The organism is Halioglobus maricola (assembly GCF_009388985.1).
Taxonomy (GTDB): Bacteria; Pseudomonadota; Gammaproteobacteria; order Pseudomonadales; family Halieaceae; genus Halioglobus; species Halioglobus maricola.
This window is the reverse complement of the sequence record NZ_CP036422.1, coordinates 3,945,337-3,960,048: the sequence shown is the minus strand read 5'-3', so window position 1 is coordinate 3,960,048 and position 14,712 is coordinate 3,945,337. Positions and strand designations below refer to the sequence as shown.

Annotated in this window: 11 protein-coding genes; 3 read left to right on the top strand and 8 right to left on the bottom strand. The window is 58.4% G+C overall.

Features of this window, described 5'->3' with window-relative positions; translation table 11 throughout:
* Nucleotides 1-20: 20 nt before the first annotated feature.
* A complete protein-coding gene (locus EY643_RS17915) occupies nt 21-1,955 on the top strand; it encodes an AsmA family protein (RefSeq protein WP_153240531.1) in 1,935 nt (644 codons plus the stop codon).
* Nucleotides 1,939-2,856: a prenyltransferase gene (locus EY643_RS17910; RefSeq protein WP_205743099.1), complete on the top strand. Its 918-nt coding sequence runs from the start codon at nt 1,939-1,941 to the stop codon at nt 2,854-2,856. Before EY643_RS17915 ends, EY643_RS17910 begins: the two co-directional genes overlap by 17 nt.
* A 30-nt stretch (nt 2,857-2,886) precedes the next feature.
* Here the strand turns inward: EY643_RS17910 and EY643_RS17905 are convergent, their stop codons facing one another.
* The gene (locus EY643_RS17905) at nt 2,887-3,333 is read right to left on the bottom strand and encodes an Lrp/AsnC family transcriptional regulator (RefSeq protein ID WP_153240529.1); all 447 of its coding nucleotides are present in this window, start codon (nt 3,331-3,333) and stop codon (nt 2,887-2,889) included.
* Nucleotides 3,334-3,497: 164 nt separating this feature from the next.
* On the opposite strand from EY643_RS17905, the gene EY643_RS17900 reads away from it, so the two are divergent.
* Nucleotides 3,498-5,162 (top strand): aminotransferase class V-fold PLP-dependent enzyme, encoded by a 1,665-nt coding sequence (locus tag EY643_RS17900; protein ID WP_153240528.1) that lies wholly within the window; start codon nt 3,498-3,500, stop codon nt 5,160-5,162.
* On the opposite strand, the gene EY643_RS17895 is transcribed toward EY643_RS17900, so the two are convergent.
* From EY643_RS17895 to EY643_RS17865, 7 genes are all read right to left on the bottom strand, one after another.
* Complete coding sequence (locus EY643_RS17895; RefSeq protein ID WP_153240527.1) at nt 5,143-5,919, bottom strand: bestrophin-like domain; 777 nt, start codon at nt 5,917-5,919, stop codon at nt 5,143-5,145. The genes EY643_RS17900 and EY643_RS17895 overlap by 20 nt on opposite strands.
* A 5-nt stretch (nt 5,920-5,924) precedes the next feature.
* Nucleotides 5,925-7,334, bottom strand: a complete 1,410-nt coding sequence (locus tag EY643_RS17890) for an efflux transporter outer membrane subunit (RefSeq protein WP_153240526.1) — start codon at nt 7,332-7,334, stop codon at nt 5,925-5,927.
* Entirely contained in the window at nt 7,331-10,474 is a 3,144-nt protein-coding gene (locus tag EY643_RS17885) for an efflux RND transporter permease subunit (RefSeq protein ID WP_153240525.1), read from the bottom strand. The genes EY643_RS17890 and EY643_RS17885 overlap by 4 nt, the downstream gene beginning before the upstream one ends.
* Complete coding sequence (locus EY643_RS17880; protein ID WP_153240524.1) at nt 10,471-11,673, bottom strand: efflux RND transporter periplasmic adaptor subunit; 1,203 nt, start codon at nt 11,671-11,673, stop codon at nt 10,471-10,473. The genes EY643_RS17885 and EY643_RS17880 overlap by 4 nt, the downstream gene beginning before the upstream one ends.
* A gap of 63 nt (nt 11,674-11,736) precedes the next feature.
* Nucleotides 11,737-12,843, bottom strand: coding sequence for an ABC transporter permease (locus EY643_RS17875; RefSeq protein ID WP_153240523.1), 1,107 nt, complete (start codon nt 12,841-12,843; stop codon nt 11,737-11,739).
* Between the two features lie 2 nt (nt 12,844-12,845).
* A complete protein-coding gene (locus EY643_RS17870) occupies nt 12,846-13,772 on the bottom strand; it encodes an ABC transporter ATP-binding protein (RefSeq protein WP_240732756.1) in 927 nt (308 codons plus the stop codon).
* Nucleotides 13,762-14,706 carry an HlyD family secretion protein gene (locus tag EY643_RS17865; RefSeq protein ID WP_170287464.1) on the bottom strand — a complete coding sequence of 315 codons (945 nt, stop codon included), beginning with the start codon at nt 14,704-14,706 and terminating at the stop codon, nt 13,762-13,764. Before EY643_RS17865 ends, EY643_RS17870 begins: the two co-directional genes overlap by 11 nt.
* Between the last annotated feature and the right edge of the window lie 6 nt (nt 14,707-14,712).

Below are 14,712 nucleotides of genomic sequence, written 5' to 3'. Positions count from 1 at the left end.
GGGAGAAAGACTGCAAGCAGATGACTTTTGAGCGGCAATATTACCTTGTACTTTTGCGCGTCCTGAAATGGATTGTCGGCATCGAATTGGCCTATCTGGTGCTGGTGAATGCCCTGTTGTGGCTGCCCCTGACCCAGAACGTGGTCAACATGATCCGTCCGGAAAAATTCCACGTGAGCTGGGAGCAAGCGTGGTCCTGGTACCCCTTTCGCGTCCACGCCGAGGGCATATCGGCCAATGGCCAGAGCCGCAGTCAGCAGTGGCAGGTAGAGGTGGCATCGGCGTCTGCCAGCGTGTCATTGCTTCCGATGATCTTCAAGCGTGTGACTATCAGCAACGCCCAGGCCACGGATGTCGACTACCGACAGCGACCGCGGCTAAAACCTGACCGCGACTACAGTGGCAAGCTGGAATATTTCCCTGAAATCGCCGGACGCGAGTTGGTGCCGGTAGATGATAGCCCGCGTAAGAAGAAGCGGGCCTGGAAGGTGTTTGTCACTGACGCCAGTGTGAGTGGGGAACACAGTTACTGGATACACAACATAAGTGGCGGCGGCAAAGGCGGTGCTGAGGGAGATTTCCAGATTGAGTCGCGGGGCGGGCCCATGCAGCTGGCAGTGCGCGAGATCGACCTGAACCTGGCGCCGGGCTATGTCAATACAGAAGTCGAGGTGTTCCACGGGGGCACGATTGCCGGCTCTCTCGGGTTTTCGCCCTTTGTGCCGCGGGAAAACAAGGGGCTGCGCATGCTTAAATTCCTGCAATTGGCGGCGCAGCTCGATGTGGAGGTGGCTAGCCTCGCCTTTCTAAATCTCTTCACTCCCAACCTGGGAGAACTGGAGATAGGCGGTGCGGGCCGCGTTGCCGGACAGGTTAATTACCGCGACGGCTATGTGCTTCAGGGGACCAATATACTGGCCAGTGCTCCCTCGCTTGAGGTCTCTGTCAGAGGCATGGACGTCAGTGGAGAGGGAGAAGTGTCGATCACTACGCCTGAGCAGCGGGATACGCCACTGACGTTATTCATTGCTTACGATGAGGTTCGTGTCCAGCGCCAGCAGGACGAGGCTCCATTTCTGCAGGGGGACGTACTGGAGTTGGAGTACGGCGGCTCCAACCTGGTGTACGTGGATGCTGACTTCGAGGCCATTATGTATGGCGAACAGCACCAGCAGCGGCGCAAGGACAATACTCTGCGCGTACTTATAGAGGACGCGACCATGGTGGATATGGGAGTGATCAATGACTATCTGCCGCCCACTACTGCGCTGGCGTTTACTAGTGGTACTGCACAGTTGCAGGCCGCTGTACACGCAGTGGCGGAAGATATTAGAGGCGAAATCGTCCTGCAGGGAGAGGACATCGGCATGCAGGCTGATGGCCAGGATATTCGCGGCGACATTGATGTCCAGCTACATCTCACCGGCGGTTCCCCCAGAGATATGCGTCTGGAACTCGACGGCTCTACCCTGACACTGGATCAGGTCAGGGTTGCTGGCGAGGCGGGTAGTTTTGATGGCGATTATTGGTCGACTTTGCTGACCCTGCGTGAGGCAGAAATTGTTGCCGACGCACCGGTGATTCTGGACGCTGAAGTGGCTGTGCAGGTCAGTGATACGCGCCCCGTGGTGGCGGCGATGAAAAATATCGGCGGTGCCCCGAAGTGGCTGGCGGGCCTGGTGAATATGAAAGATATCGCTGGCGACGCCAGTGTGCATGTTGCGAACAATCGACTTACGGTGCCGGCGGCGCAGGTAGCCAGCGATAAAGCCGAGGTAGCCGCCAAAGTTGTCTTTTACCCCGGCGGCCGGGATGGCGTGATTTATCTACGCTATAAGAAACTCGACAGCGTGGTAGAAATGGCCGGCGAGGAGAGTGAGTTCAAGCTGCGCAAGGCTCGGGAAAAGTTTGATGCCTATGAACTTGAGCAGATAAATGATGGTTCAAGTCAGTAGGGCTTACAAGGGCTTCTGGCGACTCGCCGACCCCAAGGTCTCGCTCGCTTCGTTCGCCGGCATCGCGATGGGCGCGTTGTTTGCAGCTACCGACGCCGAACTGGCGCCTGGTTGGCTAGCGCTCACCTTACTGGGAATTTTCTGTTTTGAAGTCGGTAAAAATGCCTCAGGTGAGGTGGTGGACTTCGATAGCGGTACGGATCTGGCGATCATAGAGCGCGATAGAAGCCCGTTTTCTGGTGGTAAGCGTGTTCTTGTAGATGGCCTTCTTAGTAGGCGCCAGTGCTGGACAATCGCGGCCGGAGGATTTGCGCTAGGCATATTTATCGGTCTGATTATCGTGTTGCTACGAGACCCGTGGGTATTACCTTTCGGGTTGGCCGGGGCTGCTTTGGCTTGGTACTACCATGGCGGTTCTGTGAGGTTGGCCTATCGGGGGCTGGGCGAACTTGCCGTTGCGGTGGCCTACGGCCCGCTGGTGGTCTGCGGTACTTACATCGTCCAGACGGGCTATGTCTCGGTACCCCTTGTTTACGCTTCGATAGCGCTCGGACTATTGGTAGCCGCCTTTCTTTGGATCAATGAGTTTCCCGACTATACCGCAGACAGGGCGTCTCAAAAGTACAATCTGGTCGTTCGTATCGGTCGAGATGCGTCGGTCACCTGTTACATAGCAATAGTTATTACAGCTTACCTGGTGCTGGCGATGGCCAGCGTGCGCTGCGAGAACGCGCAAGGTATGATCTGGGGCCTTGTGGGCATAGTGCCAGCAGCTTTTGCAATAAAACGATTGCGACGAGCTGGAGCAGAAACACGCCGAATTATTCCTGTACAGGCCGCAACGCTGTTGAGTTTTCTTGCCATGGCACTTGGCAGCGGTATCGGCTACTTCTTGGCCTAGAAGTTCTTCATCGTTTCGATTTGCAGCGACCTACAATGGCAGCTCGGTCGTCTGTTTCAACCCCTCCATTACAAAACTCGCGCTGACATCGAAGAGATCGGCTTTGATTAATTCCTGATACAGAGCATCGTAGCCGGGCATGCCCTTCACCACTGCCTTGATGAGGTAATCGACATCACCGCCCATGCGGTACACCTCCAGCACGCCCGGAATGCTCTCGGTAACCTGCTTGAACTGCTCTGCCCATCGCTCGTTGTGTTGATTGGTTTTGACTGCGATGAAAACGGTGAGTGAGAGCCCGAGAGCGGCCGGATCAAGCAGGGTGACCCGGCCCTGAATCACGCCCTGCTCCTCAAGTTTCTGGATGCGGCGCCAGGCGGCGGATTTGGAGATGCCTGCCACCTCTGCGAGATCGGCCACAGAGAGGCTGGCGTCGACCTGCATCGCCGCGAGGATCTTTCGATCGGTATTGTCCATGGCTGCCGAGTCCGTAATTTCATTCCAGAAAGGCACGATTTTACTATTTTAAATGAATTATCGAAACAATTGTTTCGATATATGCGGAAAATGGGTCACATATAGGGACAATGTTTCTCTGCTTTTTGTCTATTCTATGCGCCATCAGCATTGAGGGAATTACCGTGTCCACACTTATCGAGAAAATCCGCGCCGGCGTCATAGGCTCCCGCCAGCCGATGCAGACTGCCTTTGGCATCCGGCCCCTGATCTACGCGGACTACACCGCCTCCGGTCGTGGGCTGAACTTCATTGAAGACTATATCCGCGAGCAGGTGCTGCCCTGGTACGCCAATACTCATACCGAAACATCTTTCACGGGCGCCCAGACCACCGCCTTGCGGGAGCAGGCTCGTCAGCAGGTGCGCAGCGCGGTAAACGGGGGTGAGAACGATAAGGTGATTTTCTGTGGGCCTGGCGCGACCGCTGCGATTAATAAGATGATCGACATGCTGAATATGCGACTTCCGGCAGATTTGAATGAGCGATATGCTCTGGAGCAGCACATACCTGCCGAAGAGCGGCCGGTTGTTTTCATCGGCCCCTACGAACATCATTCGAATGAACTGCCCTGGCGCGAGTCGATAGCCGATGTGGTGTCAATTCCGCTGAATGATCGCGGTCAGATTAATCTGGATGCACTCGAAGAGGAGCTATGCGCCTATGCCAGCCGTCCTTTGAAGATCGGCAGCTTCTCAGCCGGTTCCAATGTCACTGGCATCAAGAGCAATACTGAAGCAGTCACTGCGCTGTTGAAAAACCACGGTGCGCTGGCGTTCTGGGATTACGCGGCGGCAGCTCCCTACGTGGGTATCGACATGCAGGGCGAACTGCCGATCGATGCGGTGTTTATATCACCACACAAGTTTGTCGGCGGCCCCGGAACGCCAGGGGTGCTGGTAGTGAAAAAATCCGTGCTGACCAACTCGGTCCCTGCGGTTGTAGGCGGCGGTACCGTGATGTACGTGACCCCTGAAGATCATCTTTTTATCGCCGACCACGAGCGCCGCGAAGAGGGTGGCACACCGGCGATTGTCGAATCTATTCGCGCTGGCCTGGTGTTCAAGTTACAGCAGGAAGTGGGCACCGACGAGATCGAGCGTCGTGAGCACGACTATGTTCAGCGCGCGATCGAGCGTTTTAGCCGGCGCCCTGAAATCGAGATTCTCGGTAATTGCGAAGCGCCTCGCCTGTCTATCATGTCGCTGCGCATCAAGCACGGCGAGCGCGATCTGCACTATGGGTTTGTCGTCTCGTTGTTGAACGATCTATTTGGTATCCAGGTACGCGGCGGCTGTTCCTGTGCCGGCCCTTACGGCCACAGCCTGCTGGGCATGGATATGGACTACAGCCGTGCGATCGAGAAAGAAATCCAGGGCGGCGCCATGGTATTGCGGCCGGGTTGGGTGCGCCTGAACTTCAACTATTTCATCGACGAGGCCGAGTTCAACTACCTGCTGAGCGCGATTGAACTGGTGGCTGAACACGGTTGGCGCTTGCTGCCCTACTACCAGTTTGATGCGGCTGGTGGTGTCTGGCGGTATCAGGGAGAAGCGATGCAGCTCGCGGAGAGCCTGGAAAACTGGACTTTTGCTGGCGAGGCCGATGCCCCCGTGCAGGAAAATGTTGAAGCGCCCGATCTTACCGACTGCCTCGCGATGGCAAAGAAAGAGCTAATCAATGAGCACCGGGAAGGTTCGCACTATTCACTCACCCTCAGCGAAGAGGCAGACCGTTTGCGCTGGTTTGTTTTGCCCCAGGAAATTGAGGTCAATTCAGCTGCTGCCTGAGTTCGAATATGGCCGACTGGTCGGCCTTGAGCAGGCCACCCGTGGGTCGGTCCAGGTCGGCAATCAGAAACAGGACCATAGAGAAAGATAAAGCGAGGCCGGTGCTGGCGATCGGATTGCGTACGCCTTTGTGCCCGGAGAAATACCCGATTCCTGTCATCGACAGGACCAGTAGAGCGGCCAGTATTATCCATAAACTACTGGGTACCCGGTGCTTTAGCCCGGCGGCCGCGCGCTCATCGTGTACATCGAATACTTCATTGAGCGACTGGATAAGCAGACTGTGGAGCACGGTGGGGGTATGGTTGCTCACCAGCTGCTGTACTTCGCTCCAAATCAGCTCCTGGAGTTCTTGCGTTTTCGCCAGCCCCGGTCCAGCGGTCTTCGCGTCTTTGAAGGTTAAGCGCACATCAACGTACTGAACGAGAAGCTCACTAATGTTTCTGCTCTCCGCTGAATCTACCAGGCTAGTGCGCAAATACGCTGTGCTGATCGCATTGGCATCTTTCATAATCAATGCTCGGCGGTCCTGGTAGTGCCCGGCGGCCATATTGAACGAGAAAGCCATGATGAAGGCGAGCAGTGCCAGGTGGGCCCCGGTCATCGCGCTGAGTTGAGCCTCGCTCTCGCTTTTGCCACCGAGGCTGCGCACGCGCCAACGTCCGGCGTGAAAACCAATTTCGATGGCGATAAGCACGACCACCAGGGTGATGGGCAGTATGGCCAGTAGTGGAAGTGTATCCAGAATTTCACGCATCTTGGTTATTCCTCATTGGTAGGCACGGCCTCCGGGTCCCATCCACCGCCCAGTGCTTTGTACAGGTCTACCAGCGCAAAGAGTTGCGCTTCCCGCGCGTTGCTCACCGCAAGTTGGGCATCAAACAGTAGACGTTGCGCGTCCAGTACGTCGAGATAGGCAAGCACTCCGTTGCGATAGCGCTTGGTGGCCAGGGCCAGGTATTCGCTGCTGGCTTTTTCCAGAGCCAGCTGAGCTTCCAGTGATTCTCCCGCCTTGTAGAACTGGCTGAGCGCGTCGGAGGTTTCTCGTAATGCCTCCAGTACCGCTTGCTCATAGCCAAGTCTGGCCTGATTGAAGCGCGACTCTGCCGCGCTCAGTTCCGCGCGTCTTGCTCCCGCATTAAACAGCGGCATGAGGATGTCTATTTCCAGAATCCAGTAGCGGCCATCGCTGTCCAGCAGGTCGCTGAACTCGGCTGTTTCAGTGCCGTACTGGCCAGTGAGGGCGATGTTGGGAAATAGTCGTGCCTTGGCTATGCCGATCTCTTCGCTTGCTGCGATCAGTTCCTGTTCCGCCTGAATCAGGTCTGGCCGACGCTGCAGCAGGGAGGATGGCAGCCCGGCGGTCACTGTGGTGGGTACGAACTGTTCGTCGAGTTCACCTTGAAGCTCAATGTGCTGTGGCGCCAGGCCCATCAGCACCGACAGCTCATTCTCAGCTGCGAGTTTCTTTTGTTCCGCCTGGGGGATGGTGGCTCTGGAGGCCGCTAGTTCGACCTCCGCCTGTTTCACTTCCAGGCTAGAGGTCAGCCCTCCGCGAAAACGCTTCTCTGCAATTTCTCGCGATTTACCCCGCGCGCTCAGTGTGTCGTAGTTGGTGCTGAGTCTGGCGTTGATGCCCTGGAGCTGGAAGTAAGCCTGGCAGGTGTCAGCAATCAAGCTGAGGCGAACAGCCTGAGCGCCATATTCACTGGCCAGATACTGGGCGTAGGCGGCGCGACCGGCTCGTCGATTTTTACCCCAGAGGTCGAGCTCCCAGCTGGCACTTGCACCGAAGAAAAATTCGTTGTCGAGGCTCGGGGCACTGTTGGTTAGCCCGGACTCGTTCTCGCGCTCTCCGGACAGCTCCAGATCGAAGGAAGGGAAGAGTGGCGCGCGCCCTATCCGGTGCATGGCGCGAGCCTCCTCGATCCGCTCTATGGCCTGCAGCAGGCCGCGGTTAGATTGCAGTGCCTGTTGCACCACGTTTTGTAATTGCTCGTCCTGGAATAAATCCAGCCAGGTCTGTTCGGCCAGCGACGGTTCGGCCAGGCGCTTGTACTGGAGGTCCATATGCCAGTCGTCGGACAGTGGCACCTCTGCCCGCTGGTAGTCGGGCCCCACCATGCAGCCTCCGAGTAACAGGCCGGCCAGGGTGATTGCCGCGCGCTTCATGCTGCGGCCTCCAGCTGTTTTTCCTTTGCCAGCGCCTGGCGCCGTTTAAGCCCCCGGTCTAGCCGGCCGAACAGGAGGAAGAACAGCGGCACCAGCAGGATGCCCAGACTGGTTGCGAGGATCATGCCGCCCAGCACTGCCGTGGAGATTGATTGGCGCGCCACCGACCCCGGGCCGGACGACAACACCAGGGGCATCACCCCAAAGATGAAAGAGATCGCTGTCATCATGATCGGGCGGAAGCGCATCTTCGCCGAGGTCAATGCGGCCTCCCCGAAGTCCATACCATCCTCTACCAGCTGCTTGGCGAACTCGACAATCAGGATGGAGTTCTTGGCGGCCATGCCCACCAGCGCGATCATGGCGACCTGGAAAAACAGATTGGCTTCCAGTCCGCGCAGCGCGACCGCGAGCAGCGCGCCGAGCATGGCGACCGGGGCAATCAGCAGCACCGCGATCGGAATAGTCCAGCTTTCGTAGAGTGCGCACAGGAACAGGTAGACGAACAGCAGTGCCAGGCTCATGGCCACAGCAGCCTGGCCGGCGGCCTCGATTTCCTGTGCTGTCATGCCAGTCCATTCGTAACCGATGGACGGTGGCAGTGTCTGTTCCAGAACTTCACGCATGGCATTTATCGCGTCTCCGGTGGAATAGCCGGCGCGTGCGTCACCTGACACTTTGGCTGCGGTGAACATATTGTAGTGGTCGATCGCAGCGGGGCCGGTAGAGTAATTCAGTGAGCCGAGTACCGACATTGGCACCATCGCGCCAGAGCTGGACCTCACGTAGTAGTACTGCAGGGCGTCCGGGCGTTCACGAAATTCAGCTTCCGCCTGCACACGCACGCGGTAAACCCTGCCGTAGAGATTGAAGTCGTTGATAACCGTGGAACCGGTGAATGTGCGCATGGTGCCGTAGATATCTGCCAGAGGTACACCCAGTGCCTTGGCCTCCGCCCGATCTACTTGCAGGAATAGCTCCGGGGTCTCTGGCTTGACCGGGCTGGCCACGCCCGTCAACTCAGGTCGTTGATTGGCCCGCTGAATAAGCAGGTCTGATGTTTCCAGCAGGCCGTCCCAATTGGTGCCGCTCTTGTCCTGCAGTACCAGGTCCACGCCGCTGCCCAGGCCCAGCCCGGCGATGGCGGGAGGCTGGGATACCTGGACTACGATCTCCGGGTAGTCCTTGAGTTCGGCGCGCACTTCCTCGATGACTTTCGCTACCGTGTAGCCGCCGCCCTTGCGCTCTTCCCAGGGCTTGAGGATAACCTCGAGCTGGCCATTGGCCTCGTTGCCGCCTGAGCGACGGTTCTCCCCGGCCAGGCTGAACACGTGTTTAACTGCGGGATGGTTGAGCACAAAGTCTTCGGCGCGTGCCAGAACGGGTTTGGTGCGGTTGACGGTGGAGCCGTCGTGCAACTCCATGTCCACGTAGAACAGCCCCTTGTCTTCCACGGGCATGAAACTGGAGGGGACATGGCGCATCAGCAGCCAGGCGCAGGCCAGCATAAGGCCGAACACCAGGAGGGTGCGACCGCTGCGCCGCAGGGTCAGTGAGACCCCGTCGCCGAAACGCGCCGCGCCTGATTCCAGCCATTGGTCGATGCGGCGAAAGAGCGCATTCTTGTTGCCCTTGTCCGGCTGCATCAGCAGAGCACAAAGAGCCGGGCTCAGCGTGAGCGCCACCAGGGTCGAGAGAAGTACGGCGACCGTAATAGTTACCGCGAATTCGCGATAGAGAATGCCGGTGATACCGCCGAGCAGGGCGACAGGTACAAAGACCGCTGCGAGCACCAGCGAGGTGGCCACCAATGCGCCGGTGAGTTCGTTCATGGCGCGAATGGTCGCATCGCGCGGGTTCATGCCCTCTTCATTCATCAAGCGTTCGACGTTCTCCACCACCACGATGGCGTCGTCCACCACGATGCCAATGACCAATACCAGCGCCAGCAGATTGACCGTGTTCAGGGTAAAGCCCATCAGCAGCATGGCGATGAAAGTGCCGATCACGGACACCGGCACAGCCAGCGAGGGAATCAGTGTTGTGCGCCAGTTTTGCAGGAACAGGTATACCACCAGCATCACCAACAGCAGCGCCTCGATCAGGGTGATGATCACCTCGTCGATCGACTGTTGGACGAATTCGGCGTTATCGAACACCACCAGCCACTCCAGGCCCTGGGGGAAGCTCTTTTCTATCTCTGCCAATTTGGCCCGCACCAGCTTGGAGACCTCGATGGCATTGGCGCCAGGGAGCAGGTAGATGCCCAACACTGCAGCGGGCCCTCCGTCCAGGCGTGAATCGAGGGTGTAGGCCTTGGCACCGAGCTCTACCCGGGCGATATCACGCAGGCGAACCATCGATCCGTCCTCGGTGGCCCGCACAATGATGTCGCCGAATTCTTCTGCCGTCTCCAGCCGGCCCGAGGCCGACACAGGATAGGTGAGAGAGATACTGCCATCGTTGGGTTGGCCGCCGATGGTGCCGGCAGCGGCGGGGGCGTTCTGTTCGCGCACCGCGTTCATCACATCAGTGGTGGTTAGGCCGTAGGCGGTCATGCGGTCGGGCTTCAGCCAGATGCGCATGGAGTAGCGGCGCGAGCCATTGTTGCGCGTGCGGCCCACGCCGGGTATCCGCTTCATTTCATCATTGATATTGATGCTCATGAAGTTCGACAGGTAGACCTCATCGAACTTTGGGTCATCCGAGCGGATCGCGATTTTCATCAGTTCGACATTGGCGAGTTTTTCGACCGACACGCCTTCCTGGGCGACATCCACCGGGAGGTCCGCCTCGGCGAGTTTGACTTCGTTCTGTACGTCCACGGCGGCCAGGTCTGGATTGGTGCCGACAGCGAAGGTAACGGTGACCTTGGCGCCGCCATTGTTTTTGCTGTTCGACTCCATGTAGATCATGTTGGGCAGGCCGTTCAGCTGCTTTTCCAGCGGCGCCGAAACCGATTCCGCCACACTGTTGGCCGTGGCGCCCGGGAAGGTCGCCGAAACACTAACTGCCGGAGGCGTGATGTCCGGATACTGGTCTACCGGCAGGCTGAGCCCGGCGATGGCGCCCACGATCACAATGACAATGGAGATAACCGAAGCGAATATAGGTCGGTCGATGCAGAAGCGGGAAATCACTGGTCCTGGCTCTCGCCTTCAGCGTCCTGAAGCTTGGCCGCTTCCTGGTCCTCGAGTTGGCGCTCGTAATCCGCCAGGTCCATGGGCGAGGCAAGGCTGCCGTGGAGCACCTTGTTGATACCGTGGATGATAATTTTCTCGTCGGCGGCCAGACCCTTGTCAACGATGATGCGACCCTCGACAGTGGGGCCGACAAAAATGAGCCGCCGCTCCACGCGATTGTTGGGCAGAACAACATAGACATAGACGCCGCCCTGTTCGATCAGGATCGCTTCTTCTGGAATCAGCAGTGCATCGATGCGCTCCTCCAGTGGCCAGCGCACCCGGGTGTACTGTCCTGGAAGTAATTCCCGATCGGGGTTGGGCACCACGGCGCGTACCGCAAATGTGCCAGTTTGTGGGTTCACCTGTGGGTCAGTGAACGCGACCGTGCCCTTGTAGCGATAAATGCTGTCGTCGGGCAGGGTGATGGTCACTGTACCTTCCAGTGCCTTGCCCTCGCGTTCGATTTTTTGTTCCTGGTAACGGCTGTGAACTCGCCGGCGTGCGTTGAGGTAGTCGAGCGCAGACATGGAAAAGTAAACATGGATCGGGTCGACCTGCTGGATCGTGGTGAGTGGATCCGGGTTGCCGGCCTGGATCAACGCGCCAACGTCGACGTCAGACTCACCGATCACGCCATCAATGGGTGCGCGCAGTTGGGTATATTCCAGTTGTAGCTCAGCAGTTCGCAAGTCGGCTTCGGCTTCCTTGACGGCGGCCTCGCCCTGCTGCACTGCGGCTATCGCATCGTCCAGATCCAATTGGCTGGCGGCGTCTTCTTCAAATAGGGGTTGGATGCGCGCCAGGTCGCGGCGCGATTTGGCCAGCGCGGCGGCGCGACTGGTGGCCGTCGCCTGATGACGGTCCAGCGACGCCTGGTAGGGGGCTTCGTCGATGCGATAGAGCATCTGGCGTGATTCGACCACGCTGCCCTCGACAAAGGAAATTTCCTCGAGAAAGCCGTCCACCCGGGGGTTTACTTCTACCTGCTTACTGGCGTGGGTCTGGCCCACATAATTACCGAACAGGGTGACACTTTCGCGGGCCACATCGACCACGACTACCTCGATGGCTTCCTCCACGACGGTAGGTTCCTGACAACCGGTGAGGAGGGCTATTCCGCCGAGATAAAGTGCGAGCAGGTGCGGGCGCGTCATGGAATCCCTGAGTTGTTATTGATGTCAGGTCGTTATTAAAACACAGGCACGGCCGGATGCGGGTTAGTCCAGTGTCTTATTAAAGCGCCTGGTGGCGATGGCCAGGACCACGGCGGTGAACGCCAGTAGCCAGATAACATCTGGCAGCAGTTGATGGACCTCGGCACCGCGCAGATACACGCCGCGGATCAGGCGAACGAAATGAGTGGCAGGCAGGGCCTCCGCAATCCACCTGGCAACTCTAGGCATGGCCTCGTAGGGGAACATGAAGCCGCTGAGCAGGATTGATGGTATCAAGATGAACATCGTCATTTGCATGGCCTGGATCTGGGTCTTGGCCACGGTCGAAATCAGCAGTCCGAGGCTCAGGCTGGCGGCGATAAACGCCACGGTAATAACAGCGAGATCAGGGTAGTCACCTTGCAGCGGGACGTTAAATACAAGCTGGCCCAGCCCGAGGATAATGATCACTTGAATGATACCCACAAAGACGTAGGGCACCAGCTTGCCAATCATCAATTCCAGTGGTCGGACTGGGGTGGTTATCAGCAATTCAATATTGCCACGTTCGCGTTCGCGTACGAGGGCCACCGATGTGAACAGAATCATTGTCATTGTCAGGATGATCGCCGCCAGCCCCGGTACTATATTCACTTCCGAGCGCCGTTCCGGGTTGAAGAACAAGGCGACCTCGAAGCTCGGGCCGGGCGTTCGGTAAGCGCCTGTCGGAGTGCCCGTTAGCAATTGCAGGGGCATGTTGCGCAGCGCCAGTAGAGCAGAGCCCACCATGGTGTCAGAGCCATCCACCAGCCACTGGCCAATGGTTTCGCCGCCTACTAAGCGTTGCGTCATATCACGCGGGAATACCAGCGCCGCGCGAACTTCCCCTGCGACAATCGCTGCTTCCGCTTCGGCGGGTGTGTTGTAACTGGTGACAATATCTACCACTTGCGTCACCCGCACCTGTTCGGTAATTGCGCGCGAAACAGCGGTGCCGGAAAGGTCGACGATAGCGATGGGAATATCGCGCACCACCGTGTTGATGGCATAGCCAAACAACAGCAACTGGATTAATGGAATCATCACCACCATGGCAAACGTGACACGGTCGCGTGACAGCTGCCGGAACTCTTTGGCGGTGACTGCGCCCATGCGCTGGAAACTGCTCATCGCTACTCGTCTCCCGCCGTGCAGGCAACGAAGACATCTTCCAGGCTCGGCCGGGCAGTTTTGATCTCGTAATCTCCGGGAGGCAGAGCGCTGCGCAATAGTTGCGCGGGGTCCTGGCTGTCGCCGCCGCGCATCAGGACCCGCAGGCGTAGACCTTGCTGCGCCGCTGATCTCACCTGCGGTAGTGACAGGGCCTGGTTCTTGATCTGGCGCAGATCGCTGCCTTCTATTTCGACAACCAGGCCTTCGAGCTCGCGCATCAACTGATCGGGTTTGCCACTTTTACGTAACTCCCCAGTTTCCAAAATCGCCAGGCGATGGCAGCGTTCGGCCTCATCCATATAGTGGGTGGAGACCAGAATAGTTTTACCTTCATCAACCAGGTCGAACAGGCTCTCCCAGAAATCCCGCCGGTTCTCAGGGTCTACTGCGGAGGTGGGCTCATCCAGGAATAACAGATCTGGCGAGTGCAGTGTCGCTACCGCCAGGGCCAATCGCTGACGCTGGCCGCCGCTCATTGCCGCCGCGCGCCGGTCGCGCATGGCGCCCATGTTGTAGCGGTCCAGTAAATGCTCAATGCGCTGGTTTGCCTCGCGTCGTGGCAAGCCGTAGATACTGGCCATGAACCGCATGTTTTCGCGCACGGTCAGATCATCGTACAGCGCGAATTTCTGGGTCATATAGCCGATGCGACTGCGCAAGGCCTCAGCTTGCTCGGGGATGTTAAGGCCGAGCACTTGAACGTCACCTGCGGTGGGCGTGAGCAGCCCGCAGAGCATGCGAATGAGCGTTGTCTTGCCGCTGCCATTGGGCCCGAGGAAACCGTATATCTGGCCGCTGGGAATCTCCAGCTCGATATCGTTTACCGCTTTCAGTTTCCCGAAGTGTTTGCTTAGACCGCGGGTGGATATGGCGGAATCAATCGTCACTGAGGTGGACCTGGACCGGCACTCCGGTGGGTAGGGATTCGCCCTGTTCCAGATCGAATTCGGCCATGTAAACCAGCCGTGCCCGGTCACTGGCATTCAGTGCGTAGTAGGGAGTGAAGGCCGGATCAGTGGCTATCCAGCGCAATTGGCCGGAGAAGGGCCCTTCTGCTCCATCGATATGCACCGGATAGTTGTCGCCGATGGCGAGACGCGCTCGCCATGGCTCAGGCACATACACCCTGGCATAGGGTTTGTCTCCAGCGAGTACCACGGCGAGGGTGGCTCCGCGGTTGACGCGCTCACCCACGTTCCATGGCAGGCTGTCCAGATATCCGTTACGGGTGGCGACCACGCTTAGTTCCGAGAGCAGGTGTTCTTCTAGCGCGAGTTGGGCCTCAGCTGATTGCAGGGTCGCTGCCCCCGCATCCAATTGTTCCTGGCGAGTGCCGTTGGTCAGGCGCAACAATTCTTCTTCGGCCGACTCCAGCGCGGCTTCAGCTTCGTCACGGCCGGCGAGAGCGCTGTCCAGCCGGGCCTGGGCGGCAAGTTTCTGTTGTACCAGCGACACGGCCCTGGCGTAGCTGGCGCGGGCTTCAATCAGGGCGGCCTTAGCCCCGGCCACCCGTGCGCTGGCGGCGGCGATGTCTTCCGGGCGTGCGCCGTTGCGTAACTCTTCCAGCTGGGCGGCCGCTCTTCCGACCTCCGCCCTGGCCCTGGCGACCATGGCTTTCTGGCGAGTGTCATCCAACTGTGCCAACAGGGTGCCTTCCGTTACCTGAGTGCCTTCCGGCACCGGCTGGTCAATGATGATTTCGTTGGCGGTGGCTTTGAGAATGACCCTGTCGCGCTCGAGGGTGCCGAGGGCCTGGTCGGCGCCTGAGTCGGCGCAGGCGGTTAGGGTCAGTGCGCAGAGTAAAAACGGAAGCTTTAGCAATTGAAC

Excerpts from the sequence above, each read along its gene's own strand:
- EY643_RS17915 (WP_153240531.1), top strand. The coding sequence starts at position 21 with ATGACTTTTGAGCGGCAATATTACCTTGTACTTTTGCGCGTCCTGAAA.
- EY643_RS17910 (WP_205743099.1), top strand. The coding sequence starts at position 1,939 with ATGGTTCAAGTCAGTAGGGCTTACAAGGGCTTCTGGCGACTCGCCGAC.
- EY643_RS17905 (WP_153240529.1), bottom strand. The coding sequence starts at position 3,333 with ATGGACAATACCGATCGAAAGATCCTCGCGGCGATGCAGGTCGACGCC.
- EY643_RS17895 (WP_153240527.1), bottom strand. The coding sequence starts at position 5,919 with ATGCGTGAAATTCTGGATACACTTCCACTACTGGCCATACTGCCCATC.
- EY643_RS17890 (WP_153240526.1), bottom strand. The coding sequence starts at position 7,334 with ATGAAGCGCGCGGCAATCACCCTGGCCGGCCTGTTACTCGGAGGCTGC.
- EY643_RS17880 (WP_153240524.1), bottom strand. The coding sequence starts at position 11,673 with ATGACGCGCCCGCACCTGCTCGCACTTTATCTCGGCGGAATAGCCCTC.
- EY643_RS17875 (WP_153240523.1), bottom strand. The coding sequence starts at position 12,843 with ATGAGCAGTTTCCAGCGCATGGGCGCAGTCACCGCCAAAGAGTTCCGG.